Origin of the sequence: Acinetobacter sp. ANC 4204 (genome assembly GCF_002135205.1) — a bacterium.
Taxonomy (GTDB): domain Bacteria; phylum Pseudomonadota; class Gammaproteobacteria; order Pseudomonadales; family Moraxellaceae; genus Acinetobacter.
This window is the reverse complement of record NZ_NEFZ01000010.1, coordinates 177,038-196,148: the sequence shown is the minus strand read 5'-3', so window position 1 is coordinate 196,148 and position 19,111 is coordinate 177,038. Positions and strand designations below refer to the sequence as shown.

Sequence of the window (19,111 nt, the reverse complement as noted above, 5' to 3'; positions counted from 1 at the left end):
CAGGCAGTTCAATTGTCAAAAGAAGATGAATATTATCTAAAGCAGCGCAACAAAATAGAAACGTTATTTAGTTTGCTCAAAGGGAAATATAATTTGGTAACAAGTAACGCGAGAAGTGTTGAAGGCTATTTAGCTGGTATTTATGCCTCTTTATGTGCTTACCAATTATGTCATCAAAACAAGCCAATCATTCGGGTTGTGGAATCATTGGCTTAAACAGGATTCGGGTTAAGTAATCATAATTTCAGTTCATTTGTGTCTATGGGGGGACAACTTTAGATGAGGTAATATTTTACCTAAACGCTTTTGGATGAAAGGCGATAGTTTTAAGTATCGCCTTATTAATATTGAATTATTTTAATTCACTGGATGACTTGCCTAGTTCACGGCGCGCGATAATGAGTTGCTGAATTTGCTGAGTCCCTTCAAAAATATCTAGAATTTTAGAATCTCTTGCCCATTTTTCTAAAAGCTCATCTTCGTTATAGCCGACTGTTGCTGCAAGTTCGACGCACTTGAGTGTAATTTCATTACAGATCCGGCCAGCTTTAGCTTTTGAGATAGAGGCTTCTTTTGAGTTAGGTTTTTTGTTATCTGCCATCCATGCGGCTTTTAAGGTCAGTAATCGTGCCGCTTCCCATTCGGCTTCCATACGATAAATTTGACTCTCAATATGAGTCGTCTGTAAGTATGGCGTTATGTATTGAGGATCAAAATAATCGCTAAAAATCTCTTTAATGCGTTCTAGTGAGGCCTTGGCACAGCCTATAGCCATTGCTGCAACGAGTGGACGGGTATTATCAAAAGTTTCCATCACACCAGCAAAGCCTTTAGTTGCATCTATTTCAGCATTGCCAAGTAAATTGCTTGCAGATACACGGCAGTCAATAAAACGAATAACTGCGGTGTCAGATGCTTTAATTCCTAGCTTATGCTCTAAGCGTTCTACCGTCATGCCAGCTGTTCCTTTAGGAATCACAAAAGATTTGATCGCTGAACGCCCTAACTTTTTATCCAGTGTTGCCCAAACAACGATGGCATCGGCACGATCACCAGAAGTCACGAAGATCTTTTCACCATTTAAGATGTAATCATCGCCATCTTGTGTTGCAGTGGTGCGAATAGCAGCAGAGTCCGAGCCACAGTTTGGTTCAGTGATTGCCATGGCCGCCCATGTGTTTTTGAAGCGCTCCAACTGCTCTTCATTGGCAACAGCGGCTATTGCTGAATTCCCCAGCCCTTGACGGGGCATTGATAGAAGTAAAGCGGTATCTCCATAGCACATCTCAATTACACTTAAAGCGGTAGAGAGATTCACTCCATTTTTATTGCCTTGTTCATTGGTACCCCGCTTGCCGACAGCGGCCCCTGCGTTCATACCTTCACCACCTTCATTCATACCATCGACTAAGGATGCCAACATATCCAGTTCTTTAGGATAGCTATGTTCAGCTTTATCGTATTTTCGGGAGATAGGGCGAAGTACATTGATGGCAACTTGGTGGGCTTGATCAATCAGCAATTTAAATTTTTTAGGGTTTTGTAAATTCATGCCAGTTTTCCTTTTTATTATGCATGTAGACCAGAGTGAACAATTGCTGTTGCACGTAAATCACGATACCAACGTTCGACAGGGTGTTCTTTGGTGAATCCGTGCCCACCTAAAATCTGTACACCATCAGTGCCAATTTTCATGGCTTTTTCGGCGCAAAGTAAACGTGCTAAATAGGCTTCACGGTGAAATGTCTGCCCAGATTCAGCTAGACTTGCTGCATTTAGGATAAGCATACGCATGGCATCAATTTCGATGGCCATATCGGCAATCATAAAAGCAACACTTTGACGGTGAGAAATGGGTTCACCAAAGGCGGTGCGTTCATTGGCATATTCAATACAATATTTTTTGACTGCTTCACATGTGCCAACCGCCATTGCACACCACATTAAATTGCCGAGGTCTAAAAATGCAGTGTAGTTGAAGTCTTCATCACCTAAGCGTAAAGCAGGGGTTTGATTAAAAATTAAAGTTGCTGTTTCTGTGCCTTTGAGCCCCATAGCAGGAGATTTTTTAAACTGAATACTTTCATCGCGTCTGAGAATAAAAACTTCAGCTTGACCATTAAGTTCGGCACTGACAAGGAAAATATCTGCACTTTCAGCCGATAGCACCAGTGTCTTTTCGCCTTGAATAAGATACTGGCCATCACGTGAAATGGCTTTGGTTTTTAACTGGTAAGGATTAAAAGCAGGCGTAGCTTCTTGAATTGCAAAGCTTGCGCGAATGCTAACGTCTTGCGCAAAACTGTTCAAATATAAAGCTTGTACTTGCTCAGAACCCCATTGTGTAATGGCATTAATCACACTAAAGGTAGAGAGCATACCCGCAGCTAAACTAAAATCACCTTTGGCCAAATGCTCCGCAATAAGTATATTACTCAGAATATTTTTTTCAGATGCAATACCGCCGAGTGCTTCAGGCAAAGCATAAAAGTTTAGACCTAGGTCTTCGATATATTGCCAAAGTTCTGTTGGAAAAGTTTCATTTTGATCGGCACTTGCGGCTAATGGGTAAAGTACATCTGCAGCGAATTGAGACATGGTGTCGATGGTCATTTGCTGATCTTCTGAATAGTTCAGATCAAACAATGATTTTTCTTGATTGTTGAGCCGCTGTTTATGCAGATCTGTATTGGCTTTAAAAGCTTTTTGTGTTTTTGATAGGGTTTTAAAGCTTGCTTTTGAGCCTTGATAAAGTGATTTTTCTACAAACTTTCTAAGTTTTAATTGGTCAAGTACGTCGCTACTTGCCATTTTTGTGATCAGTGATAAGCCAAATCCCTGCGCTTTATTTACCATATTTGTCATTATTTTCATCCAGCAGAATTATTCTGTATTTTTATGCTGACATAGCGGAACATGAATGACTATGTCATCGCTGACATGATGTATTGTCAAAGATAAACGGTAGGTGGTGTGTTTTAAATTCTTCTAATGATTTGTTTTTAAACTTTTTTATTAAATCGTTGGGAATTAAATTTATTGACTAATTGACCAAAATGACATTGCGTCATTTTGGTCATGCAGCTTTTAGATGAACTTTTCAACCATTGCGCGAACATTGGTTTTCGCTTCAATCACGGTCATAAAGGTATAAGCACCGATGAATTTACGGCTGATAAACATAAATTCTTTGGGTGGAACACTGAAATAGCGAGACGCCATCGACTTAGACGCTTGTTGCATGACACGGCTATGAAGTTGGCTAGCTTTCCAGTCATAAGCAAAGTGTTCATCCATAACACCAGTAGGTAAGTCAGGATTGTTACTAGGACTGCTGAATGCTTCAGTTGCAAGTAAAAAGACTTTAGCCATATCCGGTTTAATGCTTTGAGGGATAGAGTCGAAAAATTCATAGCCTGTCATTGCTTGAACCATTTCTTCACTATTGTGGTTAAATCCAGCATGAATGAGCTTGCGTGCAACACCGAGTAAGTGTTCATCAAACTGTCGAATTGCACCAAAGTCAAGCAGAACGATTTTATCCAAGATGTCATTGCCATTACCTAAGCGAACCAGATAGTTACCAAAGTTCGGATCGGTCTGCATTTCACCCCATTCAAAAATCTCGCGTACCGCAATTTCAAGTGATGCTTCACCAAGTTTGTTGCGACGTTCTTGCGGTAGAGACAGCATGACGGGGCTGTTAATCGGCACACCACGTTCAAAGGTCATGCATAACACTTGGTCTGTGCAATAGTCATCAATAATTTGTGGCACGATGTAGCGTGGGTCTTCTTTTAAGCGAGCAGCAAAGCGGCGTGTAGTTGCAGCCTCAATTTTATAATTCACTTCACGGTGCATCATTTCACGGACTTCGTCGAACCATTGATCGAACTCACGTGTTTGCGGCACCATGCGTGTCAGTTTAAGCATATTTTTGAATAGGCTCATGTCTGAGTCAATGGCTTCAGCAACGCCTGGGTATTGAATTTTTAATACCACCTCTAAACCATCAGACTTACGTGTTGCGCGGTGCACTTGTGCAAGTGATGCAGTGCCTAAAGGTTCGTGGTCGATGGTTAAATCATCCAGTTTAGAACCCAATTGGCTGTGTAATTGCTGTTTAATCGCAGGCCATGCTAAAGCGACTGTTTGATTGTTTAGAGTATTTAACGCTTGTGTGATTTCTTCTGGTAAAAAATGTTCACCATATAGCGCCATCATTTGGCCAATTTTGACGATGGAACCTTTAAGCTTGCCAATTTCAGATACCAAATAATCGGCTTGTTCTTTCATGGCTTTTTTGCGTTTTTTTTCTTTTTCTTCTTCACTAGAAAATATAGACGTTGCGCTAGAAGCTGCCCAACGTGTTCCAGCAAGCAACGAAGCTTTGGCAATCGATAAACGACGATCCATAGAGGAGGTTTTCAGTTGTTTAAGCTTATCGTTGTGATCTGACATAATTCAGTAAAATCCTTTCATCAGCAAGGGCAGCACTTAAGATTGTAACGGATAATATCGTGTATTCACGTATTAAAAAAGTTCAACTTGCTGAATAGCGAGTTAAAAAAGCTTATAAGTGTCAGATAAGTACTTAAAAATAGCTCAACCTGAGGTTTTACATGCGAAATTGGATTTTAAGTTTGTTCTTCTGAATCAGTTCATTTTTATGCGTTTGAATGTGTTGTAGAATCATTTCTTGCACAGGTTGGTGCATAAAACCGTGTGCATAACCTTTAACAATAATGATGCTTGGTAGACTAAAAAAGAAATATTTTGCATCTTCAACGGTCGCGCAGTCAAAGATACCTTGTTGTTGTAGTAGGTTTTGAAAAAAAGCTTTTTCAATGTCGACGTGGTTATTTTCAGTGTCATTCCAATAACGCTCACGCATCGCCATTAGATTATTGTGTTTATAACTCATAGGTTGGGACGTAATCAGCAAAATAATTCATTTCATAATAAAGCCATTTGATCTGATTTCAATGTAAAGCCTGTGACTTCATGTAAAAGTAAGGATGTGGAAATTTTATAAGTGTTTAGTATGTTCATACAAAATAGGATGTTATATTAAAGCGCTGCAACGCGTAGATGTTGTGAATGATTAGATTAAAAAATGATTAAAGAACATTTGTTTTGGGGAATGGAATTGAAACAGATATTAGGTCTACTCCTTGTAATGGGATTGTGCGGTGGTTCAGCCTTTGCGATGGGTCCAAGTAAAGAATATGAAATATGTATGAAACAAACGGGTAATGTATTGAGTGAGATTGATACATGCATGAGTAAAGAATATAAAGTACAAAAAAAACGCTTAAAAAAAGTGTTCAAAATATATTTAGACAAAACCCCTACTAATGAGCAAGCTTTGGTTAAACAATCTCATCAGCAATGGCTTGAGCAGCGTGATCAAATTTGTAATAACAAACCCATTGTGAAAAATGAAAAGACTGAAGTTCAGCGGATTTCATGTCTGATGCAAATGACACAAACCCGTGCAGATATGTACGAAGCACGTACAGGCAGTATAAGCAAATAAGTGCAAAGCGTATGAAAATGTGTTTGCTGTGCATCAAAACATTATAAATCATAGAAAAACAGGGTATCATAAGGCGTTTTTACAATGACCTTGGAGACGCCTTTAGTGGATCGCCCGACTATTAGCCCTGAACATATACAGGAAGCCGCTGAAAACTTAAGTACAATTCGTGATTTTATCCGTTTTGGAGTGACAGCATTACGTCAATACGATGCACATTTAGGTCAAGGTACAGAAGACTATTTTGCTGAAAGCTCAGCGTTGGTGTTACAGACTTTATCTTTAGATTGGAATGCAGATGCTGAAATCTTAGATTCAAAGTTACTACCAAGTGAAAAAGCAGAAGTTTTAAGTTTACTAGAACGTCGAATTAATGAAAAAGTACCGACTTCGTATTTGCTTAATTTGGCATATTTTGATGGCAAACCATATTATGTCGATGAACGTGTACTGATACCGCGTTCACCGATTGCAGAATTGATTCAAAACCGTTTTTCACCTTATTGCTTAGGTGAAAATGGCCAAATGGGTGAGGCAGTCAATAACTTGCCAGAAAATCCAAATCCAAAAACACCACAACGTATTTTAGATATGTGTACGGGTTCAGGTTGTATCGCGATTGCTTTAGCTTATGCCTACCCAGATGCTGAAGTGGATGCAACTGATATTTCTAAAGAAGCTTTAGAAGTGGCTCAAATTAACTCAGAACACCACGACAAACAATATCAAGTGGCTTTACTTGAGTCTGACTTGTTTGCCAAAATTCCTGCTGAAAATCAATATGATCTCATCGTGTCTAATCCGCCTTATGTGGATGCTGAAGACATGGCAGACTTACCAGAAGAATTTCACCATGAACCAGAATTGGCACTGGCAGCGGGTCAAGATGGCTTGGATTTGGTTCGTAAAATGTTAGCTCAAGCACCAGATTACTTAACTGAAGATGGTCTCATTGTGATTGAAGTGGGTAATTCTGAATGGGCAATGCGCCAAAACTTTAATACCGTTGATTTTTACTGGTTACAGTTCCAAAAAGGCGGTACAGGAATCTTTGCATTGACTGCAGCTCAGTGCCGTCAATTCCGTGATTTATTCATTCAATCTGTTCAAGCATAAAAGGAGTCGTTGGACATGGCAGGTAATAGTATAGGGCAACTCTTCCGTGTAACGACTTGTGGTGAATCTCATGGTGTAGGCTTAATGGCGATTGTGGATGGTGTTCCACCGGGTCTTGAGCTTACAGCAGACGATTTGCAAAAAGATTTAGACCGTCGTAAGCCGGGCACCTCGAAATTTGCCACGCAGCGCAAAGAACCTGATGAAGTTGAAATTATTTCAGGTGTGTTTGAAGGTAAAACAACAGGTACACCAATTGGTTTATTGATCCGTAACACCGATCAAAAATCCAAAGATTACGGTAACATTGCACAAAGCTTCCGTCCGGGACATGCAGACTATACTTATACACAAAAGTACGGTTTCCGTGATTACCGTGGCGGTGGTCGTTCGAGTGCGCGTGAAACGGCTATGCGTGTGGCTGCGGGCGCGATTGCGAAAAAATATTTGGCCGAAAAGTTTGGTGTTTTAATTCGTGGTCATGTGACCCAAATTGGAACTGAAGTTGCTGAAAAATTGGATTGGAATGAAGTACCCAATAATCCTTTTTTCTGCGGTGATGTCGATGCCGTACCGCGTTTTGAAGCACTGGTGACTTCATTGCGTGAACAAGGTACCAGTTGTGGCGCAAAGCTTGAAATTTTGGCTGAAAAAGTACCTGTAGGTTGGGGGGAGCCTGTTTTTGACCGTCTAGATGCTGACATTGCCCATGCCATGATGTCCATTAATGCTGTCAAAGGGGTTGAGATTGGTGATGGTTTTGCCGTTGCTGGTCAGTTCGGACATGAGAGCCGTGATGAGTTAACCACAGATGGCTTCCTCGCGAACCATGCCGGTGGCATTTTGGGTGGTATTTCGAGTGGTCAAACCATTCGTGTTGCAATTGCGCTTAAACCAACAGCATCTATTACTACACCAGGTAAAACGATCAATATTAATCGTGAAGATACTGACGTATTAACCAAAGGTCGTCATGACCCTTGTGTGGGTGTACGTGCGGCTCCGATTGCAGAGGCAATGCTTGCGATTGTTTTAATGGATCACTTTATGCGCCATCGTGCTCAAAATGCAGATGTTGTTGCCCCATTTGCGCCGATTGAATGCTAGAGAATTTTCTTCCTATTTAAGAAAGTACATATTAAAGTCAGACTTCGGTCTGACTTTTTTATTTGAATATGAAAGACAATATAATTCGTTTGGTAAAATTAAATGATATTGAAAACGTTGTAGATGTCATCAATATTGCCTATCGTACCAACCAAGGTTGGACACATGAATTTAATGTTGTTGCTGGAGATCGTATATCTTCAAAGCAGTTAAAAATCGAACTACAAAAAGAAAATTTTAAGCTCTTTGTTTTAGAAGCGGATGGTCAAATTTTGGGGTGCATTGGCTTAACCGAAGATGTTGACTCTATTGAAATTGGAAGTTTTGCAATTTTACCTATGCATCAAAATTCAGGTTATGGAAAGAAATTACTCAATTTTGCAGAAGTTTTTGCTAAACAAAAGCAACATATTGTTAGGTTAAACATGTCGGTCTTAAATGTAAGAAAAGAATTGTTAGCATATTATGTACGTCATGGTTATCACGATACTCATAAGACGGAATCTTACCCATTGGATGCCAATGTAGGACAACCTTTGATTAACCTTCATTTGGTCTTACTGAGTAAGCAAATTTAGAGTTCGAGTCTTTCTAATTTTTCAATTAACTGTTGTTTCGCTTGATCAATTTTCTCAGGATTAGTTTTGTTGGACAGTTGATCCTTGGTTTTTAAGTTTAAAAAGTATTGAATCCTTTCTGCATTTGCGCCAGAAGGATGGGGAAAACCATCTAAAATTTGGTTTCGGCTTAAATAGCCTAAGCTAGATAAATAATGTAAAATTTCAATCACACTTTGGCCCAAAGGGATATACAACGCATCGGGTAGATTTTGAATTTGGGGAATAAAATAGTGCTCTACATGCTGTCTCAAAAAAGCATTTCTAAGCATATTCGGTGATGTTCCTGTGTAATTCTTGCCATTATTCAATATGCACTGCCTGAGTAGTGAGCTGTGTTGTACCAAATGCTGTTGCTGTAAAAAAAGCTCAGCGGTCGTTTCAATGCGAAGTTTTTCATGCAAACCAACATGATCCAAAATTTTAATCAGGTTTTGCCGAAGTGGACCACTAAATGCACCAGTTGCTTTGGCAATACTAAGTGCTTCACTATCAGAATAACCTTGTTGTAGTGCATCCTTACAAGCTGTCACAGCATTTCGCCATTGTAGTTGTCCTGGCGCTATCCCCACGAGCACGATTTTGGCATGAGGATTGATGGTATCAAAAGGTGCATAAAAGCTCTGGAGTGAATCAAATGTAGTTATTCGAAGTAAATTAGAGCTGAATAATTTCTGAAGACTATGCTGTTGAATAACTGTTTTATAGTCTGAAAATTGAGCATTTGGAAGAGTCATATTTTGGAGCATAAAGCAGGAATTTATCCATTATAGTGCAAAGTTCATTATCATATTGGATCAATGTGGATCGTAATAAACGACAATATAATACTTTGAGAGTAGTTTTAAATTTCATGATTACATGGTATATAAATTGCTCATAGAATAATAAGCATTATTGCAGGAGAGAAATGTTCTGCATTCGCCGAAGGAGCAACGACCCCGGAAACTCTCAGGCAAAAGGACTGTAATAATGAAAAAACTCTGGAGAGAAGTGTTCAATCACTCACCGAAGGGGATGGTTTAAAGCTTCATGGGAAGTTTTAGATCGAAGCTCTCAGGTACACATGACAGATGGGGTTTGACATCAAACAATAAAAAGGAGGTGTCTATGTGTCATGTCGTTGTCATTGGTGCTGGAATTACAGGCGTCACAACTGCGTATGAATTAAGTTTACTTGGCTATCAAGTGACCGTTGTTGACCGTCATCTATTTCCAGCCATGGAAACTTCTTTTGCAAATGGTGGACAACTGTCTGCATGCAATGCTGAAGTTTGGAACCAAAAATCGACAGTGCTGAAAGGCATGAAATGGATGTCTCAAAAATCTGCGCCGTTGTTGCTGAATCCATCTTTTAGTGTACATAAATATGCATGGTTGATGGAATTTCTAGGCAATATTAAACATTATGAGACCAATACCCACGAAACGGTCCGCTTAGCTCTATTGGCTCGTCAGCGCTTATTTGAAGTTGCTGAAAAAGAGTCAATTGACTTTAACTTAGAGAAGCGTGGAATTTTACATTTTTATCATAATAAACAAGACTATGACGTTGCTATTCGCGTCAATGATATGTTGAATAAAGGTGGGCTTGAACGTTGCGGTGTAAGCAATGAAGAAATTAAGCAAATTGAGCCGACCCTGACTGGTGACTATTATGCAGGATTCTACTGTGAAGGTGATGCCACGGGTGATATTCATAAGTACACCACAGGTTTGGCAGAAGTCACCCAAAGATTAGGTGTAAAATACCGTTTTGGGATGGATGTAACGGATATTCAACATCTATCGACGGGTGTTGAGGTGAAATTACAACCGAGTTCTGAAAATGTAGAATTGGCACCGAATGATGTTGAGATTTTGGCTGCCGATGCTGTTGTGGTTTGTGCTGGTGTAGGCAGTTACCAACTGGCAGAGTTAGTCCAAGAACGTGTCAATGTCTATCCAGTGAAGGGTTATTCGATTACCGTTATGTTGAATGACGAAGAGAGTCAGCAAAATGCACCATGGGTAAGCTTGCTGGATGAAAGTGCAAAAATCGTCACTTCACGTTTAGGTAAAGACAGATTCCGTGTAGCGGGAACAGCTGAGTTTAATGGCTATAACCGTGATATTCGAGCGGATCGCATTCAGCCTTTGGTGGACTGGACTAATCGTAATTTTAAAGTCTCGACAGAGCATGCGGTACCTTGGGCGGGCCTTCGACCGATGATGCCGAATATGATGCCAGTGGTACGCCGTGGAAAATTAGAGCGTGTGTTCTTTAATACAGGACATGGGCATTTAGGCTGGACGCTATCTGCTGCGACAGCAGCCATGATTAGCCAAGAGGTTGCCACAGCTTATCCTGTTTAAGCCAAAGGTTGTATTGGGTTATATGAGAAATGATAAAAACAAACTCAAGTCGGACTTGTTTTTATCATTTTGCTTTAATGATGTTATAATTCTGCCTTAATTTCAAAAGATTGCTCACAAACTAATACTTTAAACTGCATCAAAAATACGTAGTATGGTTTCAGGTAATTGATGACTAATTCGAAGGTGAATAATGATTAACATGAAAATGGCTTTGGTGGTTTTAGCTTCTGCAACGATGCTGTCGCTTGCAGCATGTAGTGACAAGAAACAAGAGACTGAACAAACGCCAGTGGAAAGTTCAGCAACTGAAACACCAGTGACCAATATTGAAGTTAGTCCAGAGATGATTGATGCTGCACCTTTAGAGTCTGAGGAGGCAGGTGCGTCAGTGCCAGTAGCTGCTTCTGAAGCAAAATAAGTTCACTATAGAAAAGCCTCCTGATTTGGAGGCTTTTTTAAATGGGCAACTTTTTTTTACAAATGATATAAATTTAGAGCATAAATAAAAAATGATATTGAAACGCCACCTAACAATCTATACAGTTTGTTTAGTAAATATTGTCAATGCAAAATGACTTCTATTCAATGAGTATTTGAAGTCTAAAGGACAATAAAAAAACATGATGTTGCTAAACTCATGTAAACATGAGGGAATATTTTGTACGCAGGAAAGCTAACAGAAGTACCATTTAACTTTAAACAGCATGGCCGCGCATGTGCATTGATTGCTTTGGTCATTTTTGTCTGTTGTTTGCTTGGAATACTGACACGACCGATTGCATATTTTGCTTATTTTTGGCCCGCCAATGCTGTACTCATCGGCTTGTTTTTAAGATTTCCTCAGTTAAGAAATCTGGGGGGATGGATAGGCGCTTTTATTGGTTATATGTCTGCGGACTTGGTAACGGGAAACCATTTTGAACTAACTTTAGCATTAACTGTTGCCAATTTTATTACAGTCAGTGTCTCTCTGTTTTTTATTCAATATTTACAAATAGATTATCGTTCTGATAATAAAGGATTAAATTTTCTTTATTTATTTTTAGTCTGTATATTTATTGGCTGTTTCTTTAGTGCGATTTTTGCTGTGACCGTTGTTCCACATATGCCACATACATTTATGACGGCAGATGACTCTTGGTCTGAGTTTTATATTTGGTGGACGGGTGAAGTCTTAAATTGTATCTCTATTTTACCATTGATGCTTACGTTCCCGACTGGGAAAAAGTTCACCAATATTTGGAAAAATCGGAGGCAGTGTGAGACAAAGTTTATAGATTTATTACCACTATTTTCTGTTATTGTTTCTGTGGCTTGTACACATATTTTCTTTGGTCCAGGCGCTTTGCTTTTTCCTTTAGCAGGGTTGATTTGGGCGGCCTTGAGTTATAATTTATTTTACGTCAGTGTAATTAATAGTACGGTCTGCTTGGTGCTATATCATAGTTTAACAACCTATTATATTTCACGAACTGCAGATAATTTTTTGGCAACGTCAATGTCCGTAAGAATTGGTCTGTGCATGCTGATGATTGCGCCTTTGCTATTATGTATCGTAAGCCGAAATCGGCATGCTTTATATAAGGAAGTCTTATATCTTGCCAATCATGATCCTTTAACTCATGTGGCTAATCGTCGTTTTTTCTTTACAGAAACTGAGAATCTACTAAAACAAAATCAATTCAAATCGCTTACGATTATTATGCTTGATATTGATCATTTTAAAAAAATGAATGATCAATATGGACATTATATAGGAGATGTTTTGCTACAAAGCTTTGCAGCCACGGTCAAAAGTAATTTGCGTGAACAAGATCTATTTGCACGTATGGGGGGAGAAGAGTTTGTTGTGGTGTTGAAGAATACGAACTTAGTTGAAGCAGAAATGATTGCAGAGCGTATTTGTCGTGCCGTAGCGTTGTCCAAGACTCAAGTGGCGCATGCAGTTTTAAATATGACCGTGAGCTTAGGCGTAGTGCATCAGGTGCTACCAACGCAAAATAGTCTACAGAGTATTTTAAATCAGGCAGATCGGGCGCTTTACCAAGCGAAAACATTAGGGCGGAACCAAGTACGTATTGCCTCTTAATCTAAAAGCAGGTAAAACTAGATAACAATAAGAATTATATATTTGGATCACAATGATTTTTTCTGAATACCTACAATACGATGCTTTAGGATTGGCTGAGTTAGTTGCACAAAAACAAGTCCATCCTGCTGAATTATTACAACTTGCGATTGAGCGCAGTCAGCAAGTTAATCCAGCCTTAAATGCCATTATTATTCCCATGCATGATTATGCTAAAAAGCGCGCTCAGAATGTGTTATCTGGGCCATTTGCTGGTGTACCATTTTTAGTTAAAGATTTATTTCAGGAATATGCGGGTTATCCCACCTCTTATGGGTGCCAAGCCTTTAAACGAACGGGGTATATTGCACAGCACAATGCAGAAATAGTGAACCGCTGGGAGAAAGCTGGGATCTTGACCTTTGGACGTACCAATACGCCTGAATTTGGTATTAAAGGGATTACTGAACCTGATGCTTGGGGTAGTTGTTGTAATCCATGGAATTTAAAACATAATAGTGGTGGATCATCTGGTGGTTCTGCTTCGGCCGTTGCAGCAGGGATTGTACCGATTGCTGGTGCAGGTGATGGGGGAGGATCAATTCGGATCCCTGCATCATATTGTGGTTTATTCGGTCTTAAACCAAGTCGTGGACGTACGCCGTGGGGTCCAGATATGAGTGAAGCAATGCATGGTGCAGCCATACAGCATGTATTGGCGAAAACTGTGCGAGATAGTGCTGCAATGCTTGATGCAACGCACGGTGCGGAACATAGCTCATTGTTTAAAATTGAACAGCCCGGCCAAAGCTATTTGGCCTGTCTACAGCAGCCAGTAAAAAAACTTAAAATTGCATTTTGTACGCAGTCTCCTATTGGAACTACAGTATCTAAAGATGCTATTGCTGCTGTACAGCATACGGCACATTTGTTGGAGTCATTAGGGCATACAGTAGTTGAAGCACAACCTGAAATTGATGGTATGGCATTGGCCCGCGACTTTATCACGACATGGTTCAGTCAATTTTCGTATATGTTAGAGCAGATCAAACAACAAGTCCCAACAACAGCAGGCGATTTCGAGTTGGATTCTTTAACTCTGGCTGCCTTTGGTGCGAAAACAACAGCCTTAGAATATATTCATAACCTGAATCATTGGGGAATATATGTGACTCGTATGAACCAATTCTTTGACCATTATGATCTTTATTTAACTCCTGCAACTGCTTCAGTCGCGCCCAAAAATGGACAAGTTTCTACACCTTTATGGCAAAAGCCGATTCTAAAAAGCCTACTTAAAGTCGGTAAGGTGCATTTGCTCGCTCAAGGGAAGTTGGTAGATAAAATTGTAAAAGATAATCTGCTTTGGGTGCCTTTTACACAACTGGCAAATATTACAGGCTTACCCGCAATGTCTGTACCTTTGTATTGGAATGCTGATAACCTACCGCTTGGTTCGCAGTTTATTGCGCCTTTTGCCCGTGAAGACTTGCTACTACAATTGGCCAATCAACTTGAACAAACTCAACCATGGTTCCATAGATATCGAGAGATCCACGTATAGAAAGGCTATGTTAGTTTAACTACCCAAGCTATAAGTGTCGCTCAAAAAGTGGCTTAAGCTTGTACTTCTTTGGGCAGAAAGATTACCAAAGACAGCCCGAATAAGACGGCAATACCAGCCAAAATAAAAATATATTCGCCTGATAGAATGCTCCAATAATGTCCTGCAAGAATACTGCCTGATGCGACACCAAGGCCCCACATGGTGCTATAAAGTGCCTGTCCACGGCCTTGTTGGCCTAAACTAAAATTTTGGAAAATGATGCGCATAGCAATCAAATGGAATAAACCAAAACTAAAGGCATGAATGGTTTGTGCTAAAAATTGAATCGTGAAGATTTGTGGAAAAGAACCTATCAAAAACCAGCGTAGCGCCGTGAGAATGAGGCAAACAGAAACAAGGAGCCGCCATGAAAAACGTTTGAAAAACACCTGAGCAACGGCAAACATAATAATTTCAGCCATGACGCCCACTGACCATAAAAAACCAATTTCAGTGGTTGAATAGCCTGTTTGTTTTAAATAGTTGCTATAGAAACTATAAAATGGGGCATGTGAAAAAAGTAGAATAAATTCAATGCTAAAAAATGCGGCTACGACAGGCTTTTTTAAGATAGGTAAGAGTGGCTCAAGGTGCTTTTGAGAATTGGGAGCTGTGGTTGGCTCACGAATGCTAAACGACCAAAGAAAAGCCAAAAAAGAAATACATAGTAGTAGTATGGGCAGCATAGAAATTGGAATTATTTCTAATAATGCACCAATACCAAACACACCGACTATAAAACCAATAGAACCCCATTTCCGGACTTTTCCATATAATGCACTCCGTTGTTCTCCGAGCCAAAATAGGGTAACACCTTCAAATTGAGCTAAAATTGCATTTTGGAAAAAACTAAAAATTAGCATGAGCAGAGCAACGGCTTGAAAGGAGTTTGGAATGATAAAAATCATGAACCAAATACAAGCTTCCATCCATGTAGCAACTCGGACTAAGAGCATCCGTTTCCCTGATTTATCTGCAATCCAACCCCAAATAAACGGGGCAAAAAAACGGGTAATAATGGCAATGGATGAAAGAATACCGATTTCACTGTAGTTAAAGCCTTGATCTTCGAGATATAAACTCCAAAACGGCATGAATGTGCCTACAATGGAATAATAAAAGAAGTAAAAACCAGCCAGTCGGTGCTGAATGGGGAATGGAAGCATTGTGCTGTATTCCTTGCTAGAGCGAAAATATTCAAAAAAGTGTTAAAGCATTTACTTATTTAAGCTTGGCTATATTTTCTAAAATAAGATAATTATATCAAAAACTTAGCAGTATTGATTATCTGTTTGGGTTTTGTTCAAGGTGCAGTCTTAAAATACGACGTAACTCCAATAAGGTCTCTGCTTCTTCATGTACTGAATGCTTCGCTTTAATAATTTTTTCAGATACAGCATGGTCTAAATGTGAACTCGAATAGGGCACAATACCATCACTCATTTCACGTGTATCATTGGTCTGACGGTAGTTACCCATAATCGAATGATAGGGAATGGTGGAAACAGGCATGATGTTATGGGTCAACGTCATAAAACGGGACTTTGGACTTAAGTCATCTGGTCCTGATTGCACCATACCTTTAGTGCTAGAGCTGCCATTCAACTGCATATCAACTTGGTTAAAAAAAGTGATTGGTAGCTTCACCATTTTTTTCACTACCCCCATATACCAGCGATCGGACAGTTCACTGCCACGGTGAGGTGCAGCAATAAATACTGCACGTCCAATAGGTAAGTCTGAGTGGAATTGAAAACGGTCTTTGATAATAGGATACTGTTGCAAGCGAATGTATTGTTCATAGTTTAAAAGTGGAATCACTTGTTCCGAAATATCTTGCTCACTGATCAATAAACGACTAATCACGCCTCCCATACTATGTCCAATCAACACAGCATCACTGGCTGAACGAGAGTTAGGTTTAACTTGTGCAAAGGCTTGTTTGAGTAGGGCGTGAATTTGATAGCGACTTTCAAAAATGGGCATATTGGTCGAATAGAATACCTGCCAAACTTGAAAGTTTTCACGTAAGACTTTGTCACCTAAAATGTTATTGGTCAGGTTGATCCATGTTTCAGGACTGCTGGCTAAGCCATGAATGAGGATAATAATTTTCTTATTTGGTTGATACGGTTCAAGCATATAGACATGCGGCATGCGTAAGCGTTCCGTTCGATCAAGTAAGGTTAAATAACCTGTTGAGCCTAACTTATTTTCAGCTAACCAATAGGCAAAAGGTACGGAATAATTTGCCGTGAGGATGTATTTTTGTTGGTTAATTTCAACGTACTTTTGTGTATATGGATTAAATAACTCAATCTCAAAAGTAGCTGTTCCGTTGAGGATATTTTCAATATCACTTTCTGCATTTTGGGGCTGTGCTGTAGCAGTGACAGACAAATATTGTGCAGAATGTATATTTGGATTGCGCTGATTTTGATAAAACAATATAGGGTCAAGGATAAAATCATTTTTAGCGGGTGGTTCCGACGCTGTAGCGACCACAAACTCTGCACCAAGACCATCTTGACGGTTGACTTGATAGAAGCCTGAGAAATTTAAATTATAACTTGATTGAACTCGTTCAATACCTTTATTTTTGAGTTCGGGATAGTGTTCTAAGCTTATGAGGTATCTGCTTTTTTTTATGTTGAGTTGCGAAGGAACTTGCTGAAAAGGCTGCGTGTGGTACGCCGTAGTAATGAGACGTGATAATGCAACATTATAAAAGCTTCTGACATGCATTTGTCTTTGATCAAAAACGCGGGTACTCGGGCTTTCTTGCATTTTAAATAAGTATACATAGCTATAGCGTAAGCTTTGGTCAAATGCTTCTAGGCTATTCTGCAAGCAAGGATTCTCACTCGAGGTCTCTGATTGGGTACAGTCTCTTTGCTTTGATAGCTGTAATGCTTGGGCTAAATATAGTTCACTTAATGCTGCATAACGTTCATCAACAGCAATAGTATTTTGTTGATTTAAGCGGTTTAAACATATTTCCAATTTAGCAGTGCATTGTTGTGGAGTCAGGCTAAGTAGTTTTAATAAACTTAGGGTTTCGGTACTTAATTGGTCATGCGTTAATATATTTTCCGACTTATTACGAATGGATTGGTGAATGGTTTTTTCTTTAACTTTGACCAACTGGCAGGCAGGGAATAAAGCAATAATTAATCCTAAAATAAAAGACCGTGGTAAAGCATGATGTCTTTGTGAAAGCATAGTTTTTAGCACGGCAGTTATCTATATAGGCTAAACATGTCTTTTATTTTATGACAATTATTACTGAGATACATCAAAGTTCGTGATGTGATCATTTAACTATTTCATATTTGGTTTTAGGGTTTAGGTTCAAGTTATTTCGAGATGAAACGCTTTACCCAACACATGTTTATGAATAAACCGTAATTTATCGAGTACTGGATTGGACAAGGTAAAAGGATAGGCATCCTCTAACCCCATGCTCCGATTCAAAGCATTCAAATTAAAGGTTAGTGTCATCCATTGTTTCAGTAGTAGATCAAAATCTTGAGCGCCTATGGGGTTCTCATAAAAGGCTAAGTCATTCTCGTCTTTCCTGTTGTTTCGAACAATTAAACCTGCGTAGTAAGCGGTTTCTAACGTATCCATCATATGTAAATAATGCGCCCATGTTTCTGCCCAATCTTCCCATGGGTGTGTACTGGCATAGGAGCTCACATAAAATTTATCCCAGTTTTGTGGTGGGCCATCTTCATAGTGACGTCGTAGTGCTTCGTTATAGTCTTGGCGTTCATCACCAAAAAACTGACGAAATTCATCGACCAGTTCAGGGTGGAGCGATTTAATGAGATCAAAATAATAATGCCCACTTTCATGGCGAAAGTGACCCAAAAGTGTTCGATAATTTTCCCCCATTTTAATACGTGTGGTTTCACGATAAATAACATCTGCTTCACTGGCATTGAGAGTAATGACACCATTGGCATGTCCAGTCAGCACAGGCAGACCTTGTTCTGGCATTAAAAAATTAAAGCGTAGCCCAGAACGGTCATCATCGTTATATTTGGGTCTCGGCATAATATTAAGACGTTGCATTAAATATAAAAAACGGCGTTTAGCATGTTCGAGGCGGGACCAGTAGACGATATGATCAGGATTCTCTAGACTTGGGATGGTATAGGTAAGCACGCATGATTCACAGTAAATATCGCTACTTTCAGCTGGAATGACCCAATTACACACTTGATGATGCTGATAGTTATAGCAAGGTTTATAGCGTTTTTCTTGATATTGTTCATTGAGCGCCAACCAAAGTACGGGACTATGTTGTTCAAAACTCCCCATGTCTTTTTCTGATGCAATATAACCGAGTGTAGTTTGGCAACTCACACATTGTGAGTTAGCAAAAAAGACTTGGTTTTGGCAGGATGCACAAGTAAAAAATTTCATTGGCGGCTGTATCAGTCGTGATCTTTTGGACTTAGTATAATTGATGTTGATTCAGTTCGTCATGCATAGTGATCGGTTTCATTTGTCTTTTAAAACTGAATTGCTGACTGCGTATAATATTTATAATGAACGATATTTGCTTGATGGCTTTTGTAGAAAAGATAATCTTTCCTGTATTTATGCGTGCGTTAGAGCAAACCCGTGAAAAATTTGATTAAACATAACTGCTGTTTTCAGTCAGCTACTGTGAGTGGTTTTGCAGATGGTGC

General features: G+C 39.4%; 16 protein-coding genes, 1 pseudogene and 1 riboswitch. Of the genes and pseudogenes, 9 read left to right on the top strand and 8 right to left on the bottom strand.

Annotated features, from left to right (window positions below; genetic code table 11):
• A pseudogene (locus tag B9T36_RS17125) lies at window positions 1-216 on the top strand (IS982 family transposase); the annotation flags it as partial.
• 136 nt (window positions 217-352) lie between these two features.
• On the opposite strand, the gene B9T36_RS17120 reads toward B9T36_RS17125, so the two are convergent.
• The 4 genes from B9T36_RS17120 to B9T36_RS17105 all read right to left on the bottom strand — a co-directional run bounded on the left by B9T36_RS17120 (window position 353) and on the right by B9T36_RS17105 (window position 4,924).
• Window positions 353-1,552 (bottom strand): acyl-CoA dehydrogenase family protein, encoded by a 1,200-nt coding sequence (locus tag B9T36_RS17120; protein WP_086210651.1) that lies wholly within the window; start codon window positions 1,550-1,552, stop codon window positions 353-355.
• Window positions 1,553-1,569: 17 nt separating this feature from the next.
• Entirely contained in the window at window positions 1,570-2,865 is a 1,296-nt protein-coding gene (locus B9T36_RS17115) for an acyl-CoA dehydrogenase family protein (RefSeq protein WP_086210650.1), read from the bottom strand.
• A gap of 222 nt (window positions 2,866-3,087) precedes the next feature.
• Complete coding sequence (locus tag B9T36_RS17110) at window positions 3,088-4,461, bottom strand: ABC1 kinase family protein (RefSeq protein WP_086210649.1); 1,374 nt, start codon at window positions 4,459-4,461, stop codon at window positions 3,088-3,090.
• A gap of 157 nt (window positions 4,462-4,618) precedes the next feature.
• Window positions 4,619-4,924, bottom strand: a complete 306-nt coding sequence (locus B9T36_RS17105) for a hypothetical protein (RefSeq protein WP_086210648.1) — start codon at window positions 4,922-4,924, stop codon at window positions 4,619-4,621.
• Window positions 4,925-5,116: 192 nt separating this feature from the next.
• Here B9T36_RS17105 and B9T36_RS17100 point away from each other — a divergent pair, with 192 nt between their 5' ends.
• From B9T36_RS17100 to B9T36_RS17085, 4 genes are all read left to right on the top strand, one after another.
• The gene (locus B9T36_RS17100; RefSeq protein ID WP_086210647.1) at window positions 5,117-5,539 is read left to right on the top strand and encodes a lysozyme inhibitor LprI family protein; all 423 of its coding nucleotides are present in this window, start codon (window positions 5,117-5,119) and stop codon (window positions 5,537-5,539) included.
• 105 nt (window positions 5,540-5,644) lie between these two features.
• A complete protein-coding gene (gene prmB / locus B9T36_RS17095) occupies window positions 5,645-6,655 on the top strand; it encodes a 50S ribosomal protein L3 N(5)-glutamine methyltransferase (RefSeq protein WP_086210661.1) in 1,011 nt (336 codons plus the stop codon).
• Window positions 6,656-6,670: 15 nt separating this feature from the next.
• A complete protein-coding gene (gene aroC, locus B9T36_RS17090) occupies window positions 6,671-7,762 on the top strand; it encodes a chorismate synthase (protein ID WP_086210646.1) in 1,092 nt (363 codons plus the stop codon).
• 68 nt (window positions 7,763-7,830) lie between these two features.
• Entirely contained in the window at window positions 7,831-8,340 is a 510-nt protein-coding gene (locus B9T36_RS17085; RefSeq protein ID WP_086210645.1) for a GNAT family N-acetyltransferase, read from the top strand.
• On the opposite strand, the gene B9T36_RS19295 is transcribed toward B9T36_RS17085, so the two are convergent.
• Window positions 8,337-9,116, bottom strand: a complete 780-nt coding sequence (locus B9T36_RS19295; RefSeq protein WP_086210660.1) for a hypothetical protein — start codon at window positions 9,114-9,116, stop codon at window positions 8,337-8,339. The genes B9T36_RS17085 and B9T36_RS19295 overlap by 4 nt on opposite strands.
• A gap of 153 nt (window positions 9,117-9,269) precedes the next feature.
• Window positions 9,270-9,356, top strand: a riboswitch (glycine riboswitch).
• Window positions 9,357-9,489: 133 nt separating this feature from the next.
• Here B9T36_RS19295 and B9T36_RS17075 point away from each other — a divergent pair.
• From B9T36_RS17075 to B9T36_RS17060, 4 genes are all read left to right on the top strand, one after another.
• Complete coding sequence (locus tag B9T36_RS17075; RefSeq protein WP_086210644.1) at window positions 9,490-10,734, top strand: D-amino acid dehydrogenase; 1,245 nt, start codon at window positions 9,490-9,492, stop codon at window positions 10,732-10,734.
• 193 nt (window positions 10,735-10,927) lie between these two features.
• Window positions 10,928-11,155: a hypothetical protein gene (locus B9T36_RS17070; protein ID WP_086210643.1), complete on the top strand. Its 228-nt coding sequence runs from the start codon at window positions 10,928-10,930 to the stop codon at window positions 11,153-11,155.
• Between the two features lie 240 nt (window positions 11,156-11,395).
• Complete coding sequence (locus B9T36_RS17065) at window positions 11,396-12,826, top strand: GGDEF domain-containing protein (RefSeq protein ID WP_086210642.1); 1,431 nt, start codon at window positions 11,396-11,398, stop codon at window positions 12,824-12,826.
• A gap of 52 nt (window positions 12,827-12,878) precedes the next feature.
• Complete coding sequence (locus B9T36_RS17060; RefSeq protein WP_086210641.1) at window positions 12,879-14,369, top strand: amidase; 1,491 nt, start codon at window positions 12,879-12,881, stop codon at window positions 14,367-14,369.
• Between the two features lie 53 nt (window positions 14,370-14,422).
• Here B9T36_RS17060 and B9T36_RS17055 read toward each other — a convergent pair whose 3' ends face one another.
• The 3 genes from B9T36_RS17055 to B9T36_RS17045 form a co-directional block, all read right to left on the bottom strand.
• A complete protein-coding gene (locus tag B9T36_RS17055) occupies window positions 14,423-15,577 on the bottom strand; it encodes an MFS transporter (protein ID WP_086210640.1) in 1,155 nt (384 codons plus the stop codon).
• 118 nt (window positions 15,578-15,695) lie between these two features.
• Window positions 15,696-17,633: an esterase/lipase family protein gene (locus tag B9T36_RS17050; RefSeq protein ID WP_086210639.1), complete on the bottom strand. Its 1,938-nt coding sequence runs from the start codon at window positions 17,631-17,633 to the stop codon at window positions 15,696-15,698.
• A 129-nt stretch (window positions 17,634-17,762) separates the two neighbouring features.
• Window positions 17,763-18,842, bottom strand: coding sequence for a zinc-binding metallopeptidase family protein (locus B9T36_RS17045; protein WP_086210638.1), 1,080 nt, complete (start codon window positions 18,840-18,842; stop codon window positions 17,763-17,765).
• Between the last annotated feature and the right edge of the window lie 269 nt (window positions 18,843-19,111).

Excerpts from the sequence above, each read along its gene's own strand:
- B9T36_RS17120 (WP_086210651.1), bottom strand. The coding sequence starts at position 1,552 with ATGAATTTACAAAACCCTAAAAAATTTAAATTGCTGATTGATCAAGCC.
- B9T36_RS17115 (WP_086210650.1), bottom strand. The coding sequence starts at position 2,865 with ATGACAAATATGGTAAATAAAGCGCAGGGATTTGGCTTATCACTGATC.
- B9T36_RS17110 (WP_086210649.1), bottom strand. The coding sequence starts at position 4,461 with ATGTCAGATCACAACGATAAGCTTAAACAACTGAAAACCTCCTCTATG.
- B9T36_RS17105 (WP_086210648.1), bottom strand. The coding sequence starts at position 4,924 with ATGAGTTATAAACACAATAATCTAATGGCGATGCGTGAGCGTTATTGG.
- B9T36_RS17100 (WP_086210647.1), top strand. The coding sequence starts at position 5,117 with ATGATTAAAGAACATTTGTTTTGGGGAATGGAATTGAAACAGATATTA.
- aroC (WP_086210646.1), top strand. The coding sequence starts at position 6,671 with ATGGCAGGTAATAGTATAGGGCAACTCTTCCGTGTAACGACTTGTGGT.
- B9T36_RS17085 (WP_086210645.1), top strand. The coding sequence starts at position 7,831 with ATGAAAGACAATATAATTCGTTTGGTAAAATTAAATGATATTGAAAAC.
- B9T36_RS19295 (WP_086210660.1), bottom strand. The coding sequence starts at position 9,116 with ATGACTCTTCCAAATGCTCAATTTTCAGACTATAAAACAGTTATTCAA.
- B9T36_RS17075 (WP_086210644.1), top strand. The coding sequence starts at position 9,490 with ATGTGTCATGTCGTTGTCATTGGTGCTGGAATTACAGGCGTCACAACT.
- B9T36_RS17070 (WP_086210643.1), top strand. The coding sequence starts at position 10,928 with ATGATTAACATGAAAATGGCTTTGGTGGTTTTAGCTTCTGCAACGATG.
- B9T36_RS17060 (WP_086210641.1), top strand. The coding sequence starts at position 12,879 with ATGATTTTTTCTGAATACCTACAATACGATGCTTTAGGATTGGCTGAG.
- B9T36_RS17055 (WP_086210640.1), bottom strand. The coding sequence starts at position 15,577 with ATGCTTCCATTCCCCATTCAGCACCGACTGGCTGGTTTTTACTTCTTT.
- B9T36_RS17050 (WP_086210639.1), bottom strand. The coding sequence starts at position 17,633 with ATGCTTTCACAAAGACATCATGCTTTACCACGGTCTTTTATTTTAGGA.
- B9T36_RS17045 (WP_086210638.1), bottom strand. The coding sequence starts at position 18,842 with ATGAAATTTTTTACTTGTGCATCCTGCCAAAACCAAGTCTTTTTTGCT.